The sequence below is a fragment of the Rhodovulum sp. 12E13 genome, from assembly GCF_003340565.1.
Lineage (GTDB): Bacteria > Pseudomonadota > Alphaproteobacteria > Rhodobacterales > Rhodobacteraceae > HLUCCA09.
Genome location: NZ_QPLK01000006.1, coordinates 117,912 through 135,856, shown reverse-complemented (window position 1 = coordinate 135,856; position 17,945 = coordinate 117,912). Strand labels below are relative to the sequence as shown.

General features: G+C 72.8%; 13 protein-coding genes. 6 read left to right on the top strand and 7 right to left on the bottom strand.

What is annotated here, in order from left to right; translation table 11 throughout:
- Positions 1–11: 11 nt before the first annotated feature.
- The gene (locus tag DLJ49_RS07555; protein ID WP_233488834.1) at positions 12–1,295 is read right to left on the bottom strand and encodes an alpha/beta hydrolase family protein; all 1,284 of its coding nucleotides are present in this window, start codon (positions 1,293–1,295) and stop codon (positions 12–14) included.
- Positions 1,296–1,352: 57 nt separating this feature from the next.
- Positions 1,353–2,141 (bottom strand): cytochrome c biogenesis CcdA family protein, encoded by a 789-nt coding sequence (locus tag DLJ49_RS07550; RefSeq protein ID WP_115392927.1) that lies wholly within the window; start codon positions 2,139–2,141, stop codon positions 1,353–1,355.
- Positions 2,142–2,241: 100 nt separating this feature from the next.
- Between DLJ49_RS07550 and DLJ49_RS07545 the strand changes: the two genes are divergently transcribed.
- Complete coding sequence (locus DLJ49_RS07545; RefSeq protein ID WP_115393001.1) at positions 2,242–2,472, top strand: sulfurtransferase TusA family protein; 231 nt, start codon at positions 2,242–2,244, stop codon at positions 2,470–2,472.
- 7 nt (positions 2,473–2,479) lie between these two features.
- Here the strand turns inward: DLJ49_RS07545 and DLJ49_RS07540 are convergent, their stop codons facing one another.
- The 4 genes from DLJ49_RS07540 to purC form a co-directional block, all read right to left on the bottom strand.
- Positions 2,480–5,332, bottom strand: a complete 2,853-nt coding sequence (locus DLJ49_RS07540) for an Rne/Rng family ribonuclease (RefSeq protein WP_115392926.1) — start codon at positions 5,330–5,332, stop codon at positions 2,480–2,482.
- A gap of 528 nt (positions 5,333–5,860) precedes the next feature.
- Positions 5,861–7,192, bottom strand: a complete 1,332-nt coding sequence (locus DLJ49_RS07535) for a sigma-54-dependent transcriptional regulator (RefSeq protein ID WP_115392925.1) — start codon at positions 7,190–7,192, stop codon at positions 5,861–5,863.
- Positions 7,193–7,321: 129 nt separating this feature from the next.
- Entirely contained in the window at positions 7,322–9,142 is a 1,821-nt protein-coding gene (locus tag DLJ49_RS07530) for a sensor histidine kinase (protein WP_233488827.1), read from the bottom strand.
- A 463-nt stretch (positions 9,143–9,605) separates the two neighbouring features.
- A complete protein-coding gene (purC, locus tag DLJ49_RS07525; RefSeq protein WP_115392999.1) occupies positions 9,606–10,367 on the bottom strand; it encodes a phosphoribosylaminoimidazolesuccinocarboxamide synthase in 762 nt (253 codons plus the stop codon).
- A gap of 622 nt (positions 10,368–10,989) precedes the next feature.
- Between purC and DLJ49_RS07520 the strand changes: the two genes are divergently transcribed.
- The 4 genes from DLJ49_RS07520 (at position 10,990) to DLJ49_RS07505 (ending at position 15,732) form a co-directional block, all read left to right on the top strand.
- The gene (locus tag DLJ49_RS07520; RefSeq protein WP_115392924.1) at positions 10,990–12,318 is read left to right on the top strand and encodes a hypothetical protein; all 1,329 of its coding nucleotides are present in this window, start codon (positions 10,990–10,992) and stop codon (positions 12,316–12,318) included.
- 234 nt (positions 12,319–12,552) lie between these two features.
- Positions 12,553–12,867 (top strand): DUF1476 domain-containing protein, encoded by a 315-nt coding sequence (locus tag DLJ49_RS07515; protein WP_115392923.1) that lies wholly within the window; start codon positions 12,553–12,555, stop codon positions 12,865–12,867.
- Between the two features lie 492 nt (positions 12,868–13,359).
- The gene (bmt, locus tag DLJ49_RS07510; protein ID WP_115392922.1) at positions 13,360–14,394 is read left to right on the top strand and encodes a betaine--homocysteine S-methyltransferase; all 1,035 of its coding nucleotides are present in this window, start codon (positions 13,360–13,362) and stop codon (positions 14,392–14,394) included.
- Positions 14,395–14,508: 114 nt separating this feature from the next.
- On the top strand, positions 14,509–15,732 hold the full coding sequence (locus DLJ49_RS07505) for a glycosyltransferase family 87 protein (RefSeq protein WP_115392921.1): 1,224 nt from the start codon (positions 14,509–14,511) through the stop codon (positions 15,730–15,732).
- 36 nt (positions 15,733–15,768) lie between these two features.
- Here DLJ49_RS07505 and DLJ49_RS07500 read toward each other — a convergent pair whose 3' ends face one another.
- The gene (locus DLJ49_RS07500; RefSeq protein WP_369932503.1) at positions 15,769–16,863 is read right to left on the bottom strand and encodes a PA0069 family radical SAM protein; all 1,095 of its coding nucleotides are present in this window, start codon (positions 16,861–16,863) and stop codon (positions 15,769–15,771) included.
- Between the two features lie 217 nt (positions 16,864–17,080).
- Between DLJ49_RS07500 and DLJ49_RS07495 the strand changes: the two genes are divergently transcribed.
- Entirely contained in the window at positions 17,081–17,788 is a 708-nt protein-coding gene (locus DLJ49_RS07495; RefSeq protein WP_115392919.1) for a corrinoid protein, read from the top strand.
- Positions 17,789–17,945 lie beyond the last annotated feature (157 nt).

Below are 17,945 nucleotides of genomic sequence, written 5' to 3'. Positions count from 1 at the left end.
CGGCTTCGGCCTCATGCCGGCTGCGGCGCCGGCGCCGCCGGATCGGCCGCCCCGTAGCCGGCCAGCGGCCGCTCGATCCGGCTGGGCGACGGAGCCCGGGCGCCGAGGCGCTCGGCCAGCGTCAGAGGCCCTGCCGTGATGCGGAAGTAGTCGTACTCGTCGCGGCGCCCCGTCAGCGCGTCGAAGGCGCAGAGATACTGGAAATGCAGGCGGAAGAAGCGCCACCTGAGCGCCCTCCACCGCGCGGGCGTGAGCGTGCGCGTGAAGGCGGCCGAGAGCACCAGGGGCCACCGCTTGCCGGGGCCCGCCGCCCCCGACACCGCCACGGGGTCGCAGAGCGCGAAGGCGCAGCCATCGCCCGGCGCGGTCACGTCGACCCAGGACAGCCTGTCCGAGCGCGACACCAGCGACAGGTCGGCGCGCAGCGCCCCCGCCTCGGGCAGGAACGACACCATCGGGATGACCTGCCCGAGCGTCAGAAGAGACAGGGCCGGGCCGCCGGCCGGCAGGCGCCCCGACCGGATCAGCCGCGCCAGCACCGACACCGCGATATGCGCGCCCGAGGAATGGCCGACCAGGAGCACCTCGTCGGCCTCGTCCTCCAGCGCCTCGGCCACATGGTCGGCGAAGGCGTCGATCCGGGCCGACAGTTCCGGCGGGTCGGCGCCGCGGAAACGGGCCACGAACGCGTAGTCGTGCATCAGGTAATGCGCGTAGAGCCGCCCGTCGAGCAGGCGGAACCACCACAAGAGCGGCGGCACCAGCGCGAGCCCGCCCCAGGCCGCGAGCGGGTGGAGCAGCGCGAGCGCCCCGCCGGCGAGCCTGGCCGCGACCAGCGCGACCCCGAGTTGCCCCAGAAGCACCGCGACCGGGTAGAGCGCGGCGATGACCGGCCCCTTGCGCAGCCGCGCCAATCGCGGGAGCGCGCCGGTCGAGAGATAGACCCATGCCGTCCGCACGAGGTGGCTGTAGGTGGTGACCACACCCCCCTCCATCGAGCGCTTGACGATGTCGGACCAGACGAGCACCTCCAGTCGCGCCTGCGTCTGCGCGCCCTCGATCTCGGCCTCGACCTCCCAGGCGAAGGTGCCCCTCGCCGCGCCGCGCGCCGGTGCCCGGGCAGGCCGCAGCCTGAGCGCGTAGCCCGACAGCCGGGCCTGCTCGGCCCCCTCGGCGCGATACATCTCGCGGTATTTGCGGGCGGGCACGGGGTCGTATCCGGGGATGTAGATCACCCGGCGGCGGCGCACGCTGCCCCTGTCCGCGCGCGAGGCTGTCTCGACGCTCTGTCTCACGCGCCGAGGCTATCGCGGGATTCGGGCGAAAGTTGGGTTAATGGCGCCCCCGCGCCCTCAGCCGAGCTTGGCGAGCGCCGGGAACGTCTCGAGCAGCCAGAAGGAGAACTGCGAGAATCCGCCCGTCAGCATCATCAGGCCGATCGTCCACAGAAGCAGGCCCATGACGCGCTCGATCTGCTCCATGTGGCGCTTCATCCAGGCCATCAGCCCGGTCATGCGCGGGAAGAAGGCCGCAACCAGCAGGAACGGGATACCCAGGCCCGCGGCATAGACGCCGAGCAGCGTGGTGCCGCGCGCAAGGTCGGCCTCCGAGGCGGCGAGCGACAGGATCGCGCCGAGCTGCGGGCCGATGCAGGGCGTCCAGCCGAAGGCGAAGGCGAGCCCCAGCACGTAGGCGCCGAAGGCCGAGCCGCCCCTGTCGCCCGCGTCGAGCCGCGCCTCGCGGTCGAGAAAGCCGATCCGGTAGATGCCGATGAAATGGGCGCCGAAGGCCATCACCAGCACGCCCGCCACGGCGTTGAACACCTGCTGGTTCTGCAGGAAGAACGCCCCGAAGGCCGAGGCGGTGAAGCCCAGGAAGAGAAAGACGGTCGACAGGCCGAGCACGAAGAACAGCGCCGCCAGCATCACCTGGCGGCGGCCCGTGTCGACGGCGAGCGCCTGCCCGTCGGGGCCCACCTCGATCTCGCCCGACAGCTCCTTCATGGAGATGCCCGACATGTAGGCGAGATAGGGCGGCACGATCGGCAGCACGCAAGGCGACAGGAAGCTGATCACGCCGGCCAGCAGAGCCACCGTGGCCGCGGGCAGCAACGAGGCGTCGATGATGTCGATCCCGAACATGCGGGCACCCTAGCCGAGCCTGATGCTCCGGTCACGGGGCGCACTCATCACAAGCCCGTAGCAGGTGGACGCAGGGCCGCAGGGCGGCTACCTCGCGCGCATGGAGACGCACGAGACGATCGACGCGGTCGGGCTGATCTGCCCCCTGCCCGTCCTGCGACTGCGCAAGCGGCTGGCCGAGCTGCCGATGGGCGCGACCGTGGTGCTCGAGGCGACCGACCGGGCGGCGATGATCGACGTGCCGCATTTCTGCGCCGAGGCCGGGCACCACCTGGCCGACACGCAGGAGGCGGCCGGGGGCCGCCTCCTGTTCACGATCGTCAAGGGCTGATCGAGCCTCAGCGGCCGAACGACCACCAGCCGCGCTTCTTGGGCTTCGGCTCGTCTTCGCCGCGCGCCTCGGGGGCGTCGCCCGCCGTGGCGAGTTCGCGCTCGCGCGAGGCATCTTCCGCGGGCTCCGTCCCGGCCGGCTCGTCGCCGGTAGCGGACTCGGCGGGGGCGGGCTCGGCGGGGGCAGGCTCCGGCGGCGCGTCGGCGGCTTCGCCGGCCGCGGACTGCTCGGCGGCGGGTGCAGGCTCGGGCTGCGGCGCAGGCTCGGGCATGCTTTCGGGCGCGAACGCGGACGCGGCTTCAGGCTCTTGCGCCGCTGCATCGGGTGCAGGCTCGGGCTGCGGCTCGGGCGCAGCCGCGGCAGGCGCCTGGGCGGCCCCGCTCTCGGCCGGCGCCTCCCCCTCGGCAGCCTTGCTCTTGCGGCCCCGCGAGGTGCGCCGCACGCGCGTGCGCTTGGGCTTCTCCTCCGCGGGCGCCTCGTCCTGCGGCTCGGCGGTGCCAGCCACCTCGGCCTCGTCCGCCCCCGCGGCCGTCTCCGGAGCCGGCGCGGCGTCCGCGGTCGCGGGAGCGGAGTCGTCTCCCGCAACGGCCGGCCCGGCCTCCGCGCCGGCGCTTGCCGCGCCCTGGTGGTCGCCCTCCAGCGCCGCGCCACCGTCGGCCTCGTCACCCCGGCCCTCGGCAGAGGGCTGCTCGCCCGAGCCGGAGCCGGAGCCGCGCCCGCGGCGGCGGCGGCGGCGGCGCTTCTTCTTCGGCCCGCTCTCGTCGCCGGCCCCCTCCTGCGGGGGCGCCGTCGCCTCGTCCTGCCGCGCCTCGTCGGCCTCGTCCTCCTCGGGCATCTCCGGCATGTCGGAGGTATCGACGGAGATGACCGGCGCCGACGGCTCGGGAACCGCCCGCGTCGCCGTCTTGGACCGGTCGATGGTGAAATCGGGGCTGATCATCATCGCGTCGCCCTCGATCCGCACCGACAGACCGTAGCGCGCCTCGATCTGGGCGATGTGCTCGCGCTTCTGGTTCATCAGGAAGTTGGCGATGGCCACGGGGCAGCGCACCGTCACCTCGCGCGACTTGCCGCGTACGCCCTCCTCCTCGATCTGGCGCAGGATCTGCAGGCCGAGGCTGTCGTTGGAGCGCAGAAGGCCGGTGCCGTGGCAGGCCGGGCACGGCTGCGTGGTGGCCTCGAGCATGCCCGGGCGCAGGCGCTGGCGCGACATCTCCAGCAGGCCGAAGCCCGAGATGCGGCCCACCTGGATGCGCGCGCGATCGGTCTTGAGCTTGTCCTTGAAGCGCTTCTCGACGGCGGCGTTGTTCTTGCGCTCTTCCATGTCGATGAAGTCGATCACGATGAGGCCGGCGAGGTCGCGCAGGCGCAGCTGGCGCGCGATCTCTTCCGCCGCCTCGAGATTGGTCTCGAGCGCCGTCTCCTCGACCGAGCCCTTCTTGGTCGCCCGGCCCGAGTTGACGTCGATCGCCACGAGCGCCTCGGTCACCCCGATCACGATGTATCCGCCCGATTTCAGCTGCACCGTGGGGTTGAACATCGAGGCGAGATAGCTCTCGACCTGGTAGCGCGCGAAGAGCGGCATCGGGTCGGCGTAGTGCCGCACGTTCTTGGCGTGCGACGGCATGATCATCTTCATGAAGTCCTTGGCGACGCGGTATCCGCCCTCGCCCTCGACCAGCACCTCGTCGATCTCGCGCGAGTAGAGATCGCGGATCGAGCGCTTGATCAGGTTGCCCTCCTCGTAGATCGGGGCGGGCGCCACGGATTTGAGCGTCAGGTCGCGGATCTGCTCCCACAGCCGCTTGAGATACTCGTAATCGCGCTTGATCTCGGTCTTGGTGCGCTTGGCGCCGGCGGTGCGGATGATCAGGCCCGCACCCTCGGGCACCTCGATCTCGCCCGCGATCTCCTTGAGTTTCTTGCGGTCGGCCGCGTTGGTGATCTTGCGGCTGATGCCGCCGCCGCGGGCGGTATTGGGCATCAGCACGCAGTAGCGGCCGGCGAGCGACAGGTAGGTGGTCAGCGCCGCCCCCTTGTTGCCGCGCTCCTCCTTGACGACCTGCACCAGCATGATCTGGCGGACCTTGACGACCTCCTGGATCTTGTAGCGGCGCGGACGCGGCTTGCGCGTATGCCGGATCTCCTCGGTCACGTCCTCGTCGGCGACCGACTCGATCTCGCTGTCGAGTTCGGTGGCGTGGTCGACAGCGGCATAGGGCTTGTCGCCGTTCTCGTCGGCATCGCTCGCCTCGGCATGCGGCGTGCCGGCCTCGGGCGCCCCTTCATGGGAAGCACCGTCACCGGGGCCCTCGGAGGCCGTCGCCGTGTCCGGCGCGTCGGCGGAAGCGCCGTCGCTCTCGTGCTCGGCCGCCTCGGGCTCGGACACGGGCAGCGCGTCACCCGCGCCGGTCGTGCCGGGCTCGACCACGTCCATCCCTGCGACGCCGCCCGCCTCCGGAGCCTCGCGCGTCTCTACCGCGTCGCCCTCCGCGGCCCTGGCCGACTTGGCGGCGGGGCGACGGCGGCGCCTGGGCTTGGCCTCGCCCTCCTCGGCGGCCTGCGCCTCGGCGTAGGCGCGCTCCTCTTCCAGCAGCGCCTGCCGGTCGGCGACCGGGATCTGGTAGTAATCGGGATGGATTTCCGAGAAGGCGAGGAAGCCGTGGCGGTTGCCGCCGTAATCGACGAAGGCCGCCTGCAGCGACGGCTCTACCCGCGTGACCTTGGCGAGGTAGATGTTGCCGGCGAGCTGGCGCTTGTTGACCGTCTCGAAGTCGAATTCCTCGACCTTGTTTCCGTCGACCACCACGACGCGGGTCTCTTCCGCGTGGGTGGCGTCGATAAGCATCTTCTTGGGCATGTAGGGCTTTCACGGCCCGGCGGCGCCCGTCTCGCATGGGGAGGCGGGGCACGGCGCGGACTTGTCGCTGGGGCGATGGCGGCGGACGGCGCGGCGCCGGCGCGGGCCGCTGGGGCCTCTGCCTCTGCCTGCTGTGAGCCTGTCGCGCTCTTCATCGCGGTTCGTCTCCGATGCGCGCGGACGGGCCGCCGCATCCGTTCGGTGGTCGCCCGGGGCATGGGTGCCGGCAGGCGGTTTGACCCGTCAATGGGTCGATGACGCCGGGCACCGCGCGGATCCCGCGCCGGCGCGCCGGAGAAATCTGGTGTCGGGCGCGACGGGCCGCTCGGGGCTGGTCACGCACACGCCCGCGACCCTAACGGGGAACAGGGGCGGAACACAATCCCGAAAGCATGGTCAGCGCGCCAGGCGTGCCCTGCCCTGGCCGAGCCCGGCCACGGAATGTCGGCGCTGCCGCTCCCACCAAGCGGCCGAAAAGTCTTCCCAAGACTTTTCGCAAATCCCTTTTTCAAGGGATTTGCCGCTCGCTCAGAGGTAGTCGGCGCGCTGCAGGCCGTATTTCGCCATCTTCTCGTTCAGCGTCCGGCGCGGCAGGCAGAGCTCATCCATCACCGCCGATATCGCGCCCTTGTGGCGGCGCATCGTGTTGTCGATCAGCATCCGCTCGAAGGCCTCGACATATTCCTTCAGCGGCTTGCCTTCCGTCGTCATCACCGGCTCGGCCGCGTCGCTCTCGGCCATCAGCAGCGAGGCGATCGTGCCCGAGCCGCGCCGGTTCTGCAGCACGGCGCGCTCGGCCACGTTGATGAGCTGGCGCACATTGCCGGGCCACGGCGCCTGAAGGAGCTGCGCCGCCTCCTGCGCCGTCACCTCGGGCGCCTCGCAGCCGTATTCCTCGGCGAATTGCTGGCTGAGGCGCGTGAACAGCTGCAGGATGTCCTCGCCGCGGGCGCGCAGCGGCGGCACCGTGATGCGCATGGCCGCGAGGCGGTAGAACAGGTCGGGGCGCAGCGCGTCCTCACTGGTCTTGCCCTGCTCCTGCAGGTTCGACACCGCCACGATCCGCGTCTCGGCCGGCGTGCCCTGGTCGTTGATGACGGTCAGCAGCCGCGCCTGCAATTGCGGCGACAGCGCCTCGACGTCCTCGAGGCACAGGGTACCGCCGCGCGCCTGCTCCACCGCGGGCAGAAGGCCCGCCTCCGCATCGCCGTCGAACAGCCTGCGGCCGAGTTCCTCCTCGGCGAAGGCCGCGCAGGCCACCACGACGAAGGGCTTGGCTGCGCGCGCGCCCACCGCGTGCAGCGCGTGGGCGGCGAGCGTCTTGCCGGTGCCCGTCTCGCCGTCGATCAGCACGTGACCGTCGGCCTGGCCGAGATCGAGGATGTCCTCGCGCAGGCGCTCCATCGGCTGGCTCGCGCCGATGAACTTCTGCATGATCTGGCCGCCGTCCGACAGCTCGCGCCGCAAAAGGCGGGCGTCGAGCACCAGCCGCCGGCGCTGGGTGGCGCGCTTGGCGAGGTCGGTCATCCGCTCGGGGTCGAAGGGCTTCTCGAGGAAGTCGAAGGCCCCCACCCGCATCGCCTCGACCGCCATCGGCACGTCGCCGTGGCCTGTGATCATGATGACGGGCAGCGCCGAATCCTGGCTCATCAGGCGCTTGAGGAAGGCCATCCCGTCCATGCCCGGCATCCGGATGTCGGAAACCACGACGCCGGGATAGTCCGGTCCGATGCCCTTGAGCGCGTCCTCCGCGCTCGCGAAGGTCTCGGTGTCGTAGCCCGACAGCGCCAGCCACTGGCTGATCGACTGCCGCATGTCCATCTCGTCGTCGATGATCGCGATCTTCATGGCCTTCGCCATGGCTGTCTCCCTCCGGCCTCGCGCCGTGCTCCGTCTGCCGGGCCGCGCCGGGGCCGCGATGGCCCGCCGCGATGGCCCGCCGCCCTGCACCCTCGGCGCGCGCCCCGTCACTCCGCCGCGCGCACCCCGTCACTCCGCCGCGCGGACCTGAGCCCCATGGGATGCCGCGTCGAGGGGCAGCATCACCTCGAAGACGGCGCCGCCCGCGCGGGCGTTGCGAGCGGTCAGCCGCCCGCCGTGGTCGTTGACGATGCCGGAGGAAATGGCAAGCCCCAGCCCCACCCCGTCGCCCGGTCCCTTGGTCGTGTAGAATGGCTCGAACAGGGCGTCGAGGTCGGCGATGCCGTGGCCGTTGTCGCGCACCGTCAGCGTCGCGGTCTGGCCGAGCGACAGGATAAGGTCGATGCGCGGCTCCGGCGTCTCCTTGGTCGCATCGAGCGCGTTGCGGAAGAGGTTGATCAGCACCTGCTCCATCCGGAGCCGGTCGGCGCGCACCAGCACCGGGCGCTGCGGCAGCGAACGGGTGATCGCGACGTGCCGGCGCTTGAGCTGCGGCTCCATCATCGACAGGGCCGAGCTCACCACGTCCCGCATGTCAAGGGTTTCGAAGGCCGTCTCGCCCTTGCGCGCATAGCTCTTGAGCTGCCGCGTGATCGCCCCCATCCGGGCGATCAGGTCGTCGATCCGCGCGAAGGACGACAGCGCCTCGTCGACGCGGTTGCGGCGCAGCAGCAGGCGCGCGCCGGCGAGGTAGGTCTTCATCGCGGCGAGCGGCTGGTTGAGCTCGTGGCTGACAGCCGCAGACATCTCGCCGAGCGCCGCCAGCTTGGAGGATTGCGCCAGCGTCTGCTCGGCCACTTCGAGCGTCTTCTCGGCCTTCTCGCGCTCGGCGATTTCCTGCTGCAGCCGCTCGTTCAGCAGGCGGAGCTCCGCCGATTCCCGCTGGAAGAGGCGCGAGCGCGACTGCGCGCGCCGCGACAGCACGAAGAAGGTGCCCGCCAGAACGAGGGCGAAGCCCATGATCTCCAGGGCGAGCACCCCGTTCACCCGCTCGCGGACCGACGAGTAGGTCGTGAACGACACGATCCGCCAGCCGCGGAAGGGGATGCGCGCCTCGGACCGCATCACCGCCTCGCCGAGAATGTAGGCGTCGGGCGGCAGGAAAGACCAGTCGGCGGTGGCCTTGAGCGCGCGCTCGATGGCCGAGGGCGGGTCCTGCGCGGCGAGGGCCTCCTCCACCGTCTTGCCGCGCCACAGGGGCTCGGTGGCGAGGATGATCTGACCCTCGCTGTCGGTCACCAGCACCGCGTCGGCGATGCCCGCCCAGCTCTGCTCGAACTTCTGCAGGTCGACCGACACGACGATCACGCCGACGAGCTCCCGGTCGGAGGTCACCTTGCGCGAATAGGTGAACTCGCGCGCGCCCGTCTCGCGCTCGGTCACCGAGAACACCGTGTCCGACGAGCGCTGCGCATCTACGAAATAGGGCGCCGAGCGGTGCTGCGAGCCGATCAGGTTCCGGTCGGTCGAGGCCACCGTGCGCCCCGACCCGTCGAGCAGCATCAGCTGGGCCGCCCCGATCTCTTCGCGGAACGATATCAGCCGCTGCGAGGACTGGCTGAAATCGCCCGAGTTGAGCGCGCCGATCAGGGCCGGGTCCTGCGCGAGCAGCAGCGGCACGACCGAGTTGCGCTGCAGTTCCGAGACGACGTTGCCCGAGTAGAGCGCGAGCCGCAGCTCGGCACGGTTGCGCGTGGTCTCGGTGAACCGCTCGGTGAGATAGGCGTTGGTATAGTAGAGCACCACGCCTGCGAGCCCGACGATTCCGAGAAGGATCGCCCGCAGCAGCCAGGGCGGCCGGTCGTCATGGGCGCCCGACGCCCGAGGGCGCGCGCGCGCCGGCCAGGTGCGAGGCGCCTGATCGGGCGTGGCGGAAATCGGCCGCATCATGGCGCGAGGATACGCGAGGCGCTGCCGAAACCCAAGCCGCGAGACAGTGGGGCCATGCGCGTACCCATACCCGCACCGGGCATGAGCGCGTCGGGCCCGCGCGCCGCGCTCCCCCGCTCACGGCCCGTCCGGCCCGACACCCCGCGCGAGGTGCGAACCCGCCATGCTGCTGTCCCGAGGCTCTGCCCGCTGCTCTCCTGCAATGACCTTCCCCTCCCCCGAACGGCCCGGGAGACGCGCCAAACTTCCCTGTCACCCCGCCCGCACGGGCGCTGCGCCACGCGTCGCAGCGTGTGCCGCCTCTCGGGTCGTCTGCCCATCATCTTGGTCCAAATACTCCGGGGGAGTCGCCCGGAACGGGCGACGGGGGCAGCGCCCCCGCACGGCGCGCCGCCCGGCGCCGTGGCGTCGCTCGCCGCCGGCATGCAGCCGGGATCGCCCCGTGGCCGCGGCGCGGGCCGGTTCAGTTGATCAGCGTGGGCTTGCCCAGAGGCGCCGAGGTCTGTGGCAGAACGCCCAGCCGGCGCGCCACCTCGGTATAGGCATCGGCAAGATCGCCAAGGTCGCGGCGAAAGACGTCCTTGTCGAGGCGCTTGCCGGTCTTGATGTCCCACAGGCGGCACGAGTCGGGGCTGATCTCGTCGGCCACGACGAGGCGCATGTAGTCGCCCTCCCAGATCCGGCCGATCTCGATCTTGAAATCGATGAGGCGGATGCCGACCCCCAGCAGCGCGCCCGAGAGGAAGTCGTTCACCCTCAGGGCCAGCGCCACCATGTCGTCGAGATCCTGCTGACCGGCCCAGCCGAAGGCCAGAATATGTTCCTCCGTCACCAGCGGGTCGCCCAGCGCGTCGTCCTTGTAGTAGAATTCCACGATCGGGCGGGGCAGCGGCTCGCCCTCGTCGATGCCCAGCCGCTTCGAGAACGAGCCGGCCGCGACGTTGCGCACCACGACCTCGAGCGGGATGATCTCGACCTGCCGGATCAGCTGCTCGCGCATGTTGATCCGCTTGATGAAGTGTGTCGGCACGCCGATCGCGTTCAGCCCCGACATGAAGAATTCCGACAGGCGGTTGTTGAGCACGCCCTTGCCCTCGATCACGTCGTGCTTCTCGGCGTTGAAGGCGGTGGCATCGTCCTTGAAGTACTGCACGAAGGTGCCGGGCTCGGGGCCTTCGTAGAGGACCTTCCCCTTGCCCTCGTACACTTTCTTCCGTCTGGCCATGAAGACTCCGAACATGAGATCAGGGGGCGCCGCGCCGATAGCCGCACCCCCTGCGACCGTCAGCATATAGGGCAATGGCGGGAACGGAGCAAGCGGGACGGCCCCCGCCCGGCGGCGGCCTGCGGGCGCGCGGCGCGGGCGGGGCGGCGCCGGCACGAGCCGCCGAGTTGTGCCGGACCGTGCCGGCCGCGTCGCCCTTGCCGTCCCCGCCGCGTCCTCGCCCTCGGCCCCGTGCGCGCCCCGGCGGGTCGAGACAGAAGCGGCCGCGGCCGGCGGCGAGCGCATCGCCCCCCCGTGGCCCCCGAGCCGGGCCTTCCTCTTTGCCCTGCCGCGCATGGTCGCCCTCTCCCGGCCGCGCCCATTCCGAATGCGCTCTCCCTCGCGGCGCCGCCTGCCGGCCCGCCGTGCCGAAGCCGCACGCGGGCCGACCCCGTCCCCTCCACACGCGAGCGCGTCATGCGCCGGCGCGCGCGCCTGCACCGCTCCTGTCCGTCCCGCATTGCACCCGCCGCCCGGGCGCGTATGTGACAGCAAGGAGACGCTTGCCGCGCCGACTCTCCCCCGCGACGGGGAGGAGCGGCGCGAGCCCGGCGGACGCCGGGCCGCGCAGAACGGAGGGCGGATGAGAGAGGATTTCGCGCTGGTCGATTTCGCGCTCGTCGCCGCGGCGCCGGAGCGCGTCGTTCAGGCGCTCGGCCAGGTGCACGCGCTGCAGGCCCGCGCCGGTGCAGCGGCTGCCGCGGCGCGCGGGCAGCCCGGCGCGACAGGGGGCCGGCCGGGTCTGCTCTCGCGGCTTCTGCGCCGGGGCGGAGGGGCCGCCGGCGGCGGCGCAGCGCCCGCGCCGCTGCTTCTCCAGCCAGAGGGGCACTTGCCGCCGCCGCCGCTCGCGCGCCTGATGCTCGACGGCCTCGGCTTCGGCGCGGGGGCGACCCCGTTCCGCATTACCGCGCCGGTGGGCGAGGCCGAGCTGGCGCTCGTGGAGTTCCGCGAGGCCGACGCCGAGCACTCGCCGGTCTGCGCCGCCCTGTCGGCGGAGCTGCCCGGCACCGAGGTTTTCCGGTTCCGCCTGTCGGGCGCGCGCCATCCCGGTGCGGAGACGGCCTTCCACGTATATCTCGACGGGCACGCCGTGCGCCGCACCGCCTCGATCAGCACCGAGGGCACCGCGCCCGAGGCACCGTGGCGCGTGGTCGACACCGGCATCCCGCACCCGGTCGAGGCCGACAGCCTGCCCCATGCCCGCGCCCGCGCCTGGGAGGTGATGACGCCCGCCCGGCAGGGCGCGATCCTCACGTCGATGGGCGTGGAGCCCGACACCCTGTTCGACCCGTTGCCCGGGCGCGTGGCGCTCGTGCTGTCACCGGCCGAGGGGGGGCGTCCGCTCTCCTCTGCCGCACGCCTGTTCCGCGCCGCCCGCCCGGATGGCGCGCCCGACGGCGGATCGCCGGGAGCGCCGCCCGGCATGGCACCCGGCATGCCCCCCGCCCCCGCCGCGGAGAGGGCCGCCCCGTCGCCGCCGCCGGCGGCGGGCCGGCCGGAGCCGACGACCGATTCCGGACCGGGCGCCTCGCGCGCAGCCGGGGCAGCCGGCACCGCCCCCGGCGACCCCGGCTCCCGCTCGCCGGGCCGCGAGCCTCCCGCCGCCTCTGCCGCTTCTCCGGGCACTCCCCCTGCCCCTCCGAGCGCATCCGGCGCCGGGTCAGAGGGAGATCCGGGCACGTCCTGGGAGGCCGAGGTGACGGCCATCCTCGTCGCCGCCGTGGCCCATGCGCTGCCCGAGCAGGAGCAGGTGCCCTGGCTGACCGCCCTCACCGCGCGGCTCGAGGCCGGCGACGTCGCCGACGCGCTCGACGAGGCCCGCGCGCTCATCGCCCGCGGCGATCGCCCCGAGGCAGAGCGCGCCGCCGACGCGGCCCGCCTCGACGCGCTGTTCGGCGTCGACCGCGGCTGAGAGCCCCGTTCCCCGGCATCGGGGCCTTCACGGGCACGCCCGCTGAACGGCCTCCCGCGCCCTCTGACACCGGCTGCGACAAATACGACGCCGGCGAGTGACCATGGGGCACATGTCTCCGACCCGACGCCGTCTTTGCAAACCCGGACGGCTGGCCTAGAGAGGAGCCGACGCGCGGCGCCCGGGCAGCCGGGGCGCGCCACGATCCAAGTTCCCACGGGGAGGCCAGCGCCCATGACCACCTTCGACGACCGCGAATCCGCCTTCGAGAACAAGTTCGCCCACGACGCCGAGATGGAGTTCAAGGCGGAGAGCCTGCGCAACAAGCTGATCGCCTACTGGGCCTGCGAGCTGATGGGCCGCTCGGCCGAAGACGCCGCCGGCTACGCCAAGGAGGTGATCCGCGCCGACTTCATCGCGCCCGGACACGACGAGGTGGTGCAGAAGCTGGTCGCCGACCTCGGCAACCTCGCCGACGAGGCGACGATCCGCGCCAAGATGGCCGAGTTTCTCGAGGAGGCCCGCCGCAAGGTCCGCGAGGGCAGCTGAGCGCCCGGCATCGTGCGACAGGGGCGCGCCCCGGCGCGTCTCTCCACGTCTCTCCGGCGCGGCCTCCCGTCCGGCCGAGCCCCTTGCCACCGGGAGGGGCGTGGCGAGGGGAAGACACCCCCCTGTCCATCGCCCCGCCCCCTGCCGCCTCGCGGCACAGGCCGCAGCGGGAGGCCGCTCCGACCGGCGCGGCGGCCACAGCCCGGAATCCGGTGGCCGATATCGCCACCTGCCCGCCTGCATTCGGGCCCCCTGGCGCACCACCGCCCGTCCGCGCGACGGTGGGGCGCGCGCAGGCGAGGGCTGCCGGGGTGGGCGGGCCGATGCCGAAGGCGAGGTCCGCCGCAGCCCGGCTCCGGGCCGGGGCCGGCGGCCCGTCCTGCCGCAGGCGCGCGCGCATCCCGCCGCAGGGGCGCGCGCGAAACCCTTTGCCTCCGCCCCGTCGGCTCGGGTAAGGGCGCTGCCGCTGCCCACCCCTTGCGAGACCCCGCCATGACCGACCCGAGCGCCGCCCCGATCCCCGACCCCCTGGGCCCCCTGCTCGCCGAGCGCGACTGGCTCATGGCCGACGGGGCGACCGGCACCACGCTGTTCGCCATGGGCCTCGAGGCGGGCGACGCGCCGGAGCTGTGGAATGCCGACCACCCCGACCGGATCGCGCGGCTCCATGCGGGCGCGGTCGATGCCGGCTCCGACATCTTCCTCACCAACACCTTCGGCGCCAACGCCGCCCGGCTCAAGCTGCACGACGCCGAGACTCGCGTGGGCGAGCTCAACCGCCTCGGGGCGGAGATCGGCCGCGAGGTGGCCGACAGTGCGGGGCGGCGGGTGCTCGTCGCCGGCTCGATGGGGCCCACCGGCGAGATCCTCGAGCCCACCGGCACGCTGTCGCGCGCGGCAGCGGTGGAGATCTTCCACGAGCAGGCCGAGGGGCTGAAGGCGGGCGGTGCCGATCTGCTGTGGGTCGAGACGATCTCGGCGCTCGAGGAATACGAGGCGGCCGCCGAGGCCGCCCGACGTGCAGGCATGCCCTGGTGCGGCACGATGAGCTTCGACACCGCGGGACGCACGATGATGGGCCTCACCTCGGCCGACCTCGCCCGCGCCGTCGCCTGCATGGATCACGGCCCTCTCGCCTTCGGCGCCAATTGCGGCGTCGGCGCGTCGGACCTCCTGCGCACCGTTCTCGGCTTCGCCGCCGCCGGCGCCGACCGGCCGGTGATCGCCAAGGGAAATGCCGGCATCCCGAAATACGTGCATGGCCACATCCACTACGACGGCACGCCCGCGCTGATGGCCGATTACGCCGTGATGGCCCGCGACGCGGGCGCGCGGATCATCGGCGGCTGCTGCGGCACCACGCCCGACCACCTGCGCGCGATGCGCGCCGCGCTCGAGGAGCGCCCCCGCGGCCCGGCCCCGACGCTCGAGGGGATCGCCGCCGCGCTCGGCCCCTTCTCGTCGGCGACCGACGGCACCGCCCCGGGCGCCGCCCCGGATCGGCCGCGCCGGCGCCGTCGCGGCTGAGGTGCACCGAGGGGCGGGCGGGCTCCGCCGCCCCCCTCGGGCCCGCCCGACGCCATCTTCCGGCCACGCTGCCCGGCCAGGGTGGCGGCGGTGAAACGACCGGAAGAGTCCCCCGTGACCGACACCCCTCTCGGAGCGAGCGCCCTCACCCTGCGCCTGCTGGGCGGGCTCGCGGTCGTCGCGCTGCTGGGCGGCGCGGCGCTAAACCTTGCGGGCGCCACCGGCCTCGCCGCGCTCTCCGGCGTGTCCGCCTCCGATTTCGACATGTTCCACGTCGTGGCCCGACTCGCCCTCGCGGGCCGGATCGAGGAAGCCTACGATCTCGACGCGATGCTCGCCGCCCAGATCGCGATGGGCGGCGTGCCACGCCCGATGACCTGGACCTACCCGCCGCCCTTCGACCTCGCGCTCGCCCCGCTCGGCGCACTGGGGCGCGACGCCGCCTATGCCGTCTTCGCCGGCACGAGTCTCGCCCTCTACCTCGTCGGCGTCGCCCGGCTGGCCGGCAGACATGCCGGCGTCGCGCTCTTCGCGGCGCTGCCGGCCGCCGTCATGTCGATCGGCAGCGGGCAGAACGGCCTGCTGATGGCGGGGATCGCCGCGCTGGCCTGCGACGCGGCCCTGCGCGGCCGCGAGGGGCGGGCGGGTGCCGTGCTCGGCCTGCTCGTGCTCAAGCCGCATCTGGGTCTGGGGCTCGGGCTGTGGTGCCTGGCGGCCGGCCGGTGGCGCATGCTCGCCGCCGCGGCTGCCGTGGCGGCACTCGCCTGCGCCGCATCCGTCGCCGCCTTCGGCGCCGAGCTCTGGGGCGTGTTCCTCGCCGCCGCCGGCGAGGCCGGCGCGCAACTCGCCGCCGGGGCCTATCCCGCCCACCGCATGGCATCGCTCCACGTCGCGCTCACGAGCCTCGGCCTGCCGCACGGGACGGCCATCACGCTGCAGGCGGGTGTGGGGCTGGCCGCCGCGGCCGCCGTGGCCCTCGCCGCCCGCCGGCTCGCCCCGCGCCGCGCGCTTGCGGTGGCGCTCCTCGCCACGCCGCTCTTCAGCCCGTATCTCTACGACTACGATCTCGCGCTCCACGGCCCGGCGCTCGCGCTGCTGCTGCCCGAGCTCGACCGGGCGGGGCGGCGCGCGCTGGTGCTGCCCGCCGGCGCCCTGGCGTGGGTCGCCGGCGGCACGGGGCTGTTGCAGAACGCCCGCGGCGCCGAAGTGGGGCTGGTCGCCCCCGTCACCGGGGCAGGCTTCGCGGCGCTCGCCCTCGCCGTGCTCGCGGCCGCGGCCCTGTGGCAGTCACGCGACGCCCCGGGCGCAACGGCACGGCGACGAGCCGCGCTTTCCTGACCCCCGGATCCGGGGCCGCTCGGAGACGGAGGCCGGTCAGAAGAGCGAGAGCTGGTCGCCCGCCCCGGGCGGCACGCGGAACAGGTCGGTACGCAGCGGCGGCACGCGATCTGCAAGGCCCAGCCGGCCGCAGGCGAGGCGGAAGCGGCGGCGGATCAGGCCGGCCACCTCGCCCTGCCCCGTCAGCCGCCGCCCGAAGGCCGAATCGGTGTCCTGGCCGCCATGCGTCTCGCGCACCCGCGCCATGACGCGCGCCGCGCGGTCGGGCCGCGCCTGCGCGAGCCACTCCCGGAACAGCGCCGACACCTCGCGCGGCAGGCGCAGCAGCGCGAGGCTGGCCGAGGTGGCGCCGGCCGACGCCGCCGCCGAGAGGATCGACTCGACCTCGTGGTCGGTGAGGCCGGGGATCACCGGCGCGAGGCAGACCCGCACCGGCACGCCGGCCCGCGCCAGACGTTCGACCGCGCGCAGCCGATGGGCCGGCGATGGCACCCGCGGCTCCATCGAGCGTGCGAGGCCCGCGTCGAGCGTCGTGATCGACACGCCCACGCGCGCCAGACCCGCGCGGCCCACTTCGCCCAGAATGTCGAGATCGCGCGCAACGAGCGTGCCCTTGGTGACGATGGCCACGGGGTGGCGGAACTCCGACAGGACCTCGAGGCAAGCCCGCATGACGCGCCGCTCGCGCTCGACCGGCTGATAGGGGTCGGTATTGGTGCCGATGGCGATCGGCGCGGGCGCGTAGCCCTTCACCGACAATTCGCGCCGCAACACCTCGGCCGCGCCGGGCTTGACCGTCAGCTTCGTCTCGAAGTCGAGGCCAGGCGACAGCCCGAGATAGGCGTGCGAGGGCCGCGCGAAGCAATAGACGCATCCGTGCTCGCAGCCGCGATAGGGATTGACCGAGCGGTCGAACGACAGGTCGGGCGAGGCGTTGCGCGTGATGATCCGGCCGGCGCGCTCTTCGGTCAGCTCGGTGCGGAGCGGCGGCAACTCCTCCGCGATGTCCCATCCGTCGTGGACCGCTTCGCGCGCGTGACGCTCGAATCGCCCCGCTGCGTTGCTGCAGGTGCCGCGCCCCACCGCACGCGCGGTGCGCGGCGCCTGCGGGGAGGAAGGGGCGGACGCCATGAACATGGACTAGAACACAAAGAGAACATCCGCAAGTCCCGACGCGGTATGTCTGCCCGGCGCCCGGCGATGGCGCGAATTCGAAGGGAGAGGTCGGTGGCGCCCCCGTGAATGTCGCAATCAGGAGCGCGCCAGGTCGCGTTCGGGCGCTTGCTGGGCAGACCACCACCAGAGGGGCGCCAGGTCCAGGCGCACGCGCCCCGGGCAGGAGACGACCATGGCCGACGAAGACGACGACATCATCCTCGCGGAACTCGACGACGACGAGCTCGTCCAGCAGATGCACGACGACCTTTACGACGGTCTCAAGGACGAGATCGTCGAGGGGGTGAACATCCTGCTCGAACGCGGCTGGCAGCCCTACACGATCCTGACCGAGGCGCTGGTGGGCGGCATGACCATCGTCGGCAAGGACTTTCGCGACGGCATCCTCTTCGTGCCCGAGGTGCTGCTCGCCGCCAACGCGATGAAGGCCGGCATGGCGATCCTCAAGCCGCTGCTGGCCGAGACCGGCGCGCCCAAGCAGGGCAAGATGGTGATCGGCACGGTGAAGGGCGACATCCACGACATCGGCAAGAACCTCGTGTCGATGATGATGGAGGGCGCCGGCTTCGAGGTGGTCGACCTCGGCATCAACAACCCCTTTGAGACCTACCTCGACGCGCTCGAGGCCGAGCAGCCCGACATCCTCGGCATGTCGGCCCTGCTGACGACGACCATGCCCTACATGAAGGTTGTCATCGACGCGATGGTCGAGAAGGGCCTGCGCGACGACTACATCGTGCTCGTCGGCGGCGCGCCCCTCAACGAGGAGTTCGGCCGCGCCATCGGTGCCGACGCCTATTGCCGCGACGCCGCCGTTGCGGTCGAGACGGCCAAGAGCTTCGTCGCGCGCAAGCATAACCAGCTCGCCGCCACCGCCTGAGACGCACCGCCAGGCGCAGGGCGCCCGCCGCGCCGGACCTGCCCCGCGCCGCGCGCAACCCAGCCCCCCGCCCCGCCCGGGCGGGGCGCCGCCCCGGCCAGCATCTCGCCCGACCTCTGCCGTGACGCAACTGCTGCGCCCGCGTTCCCCGGCGGCA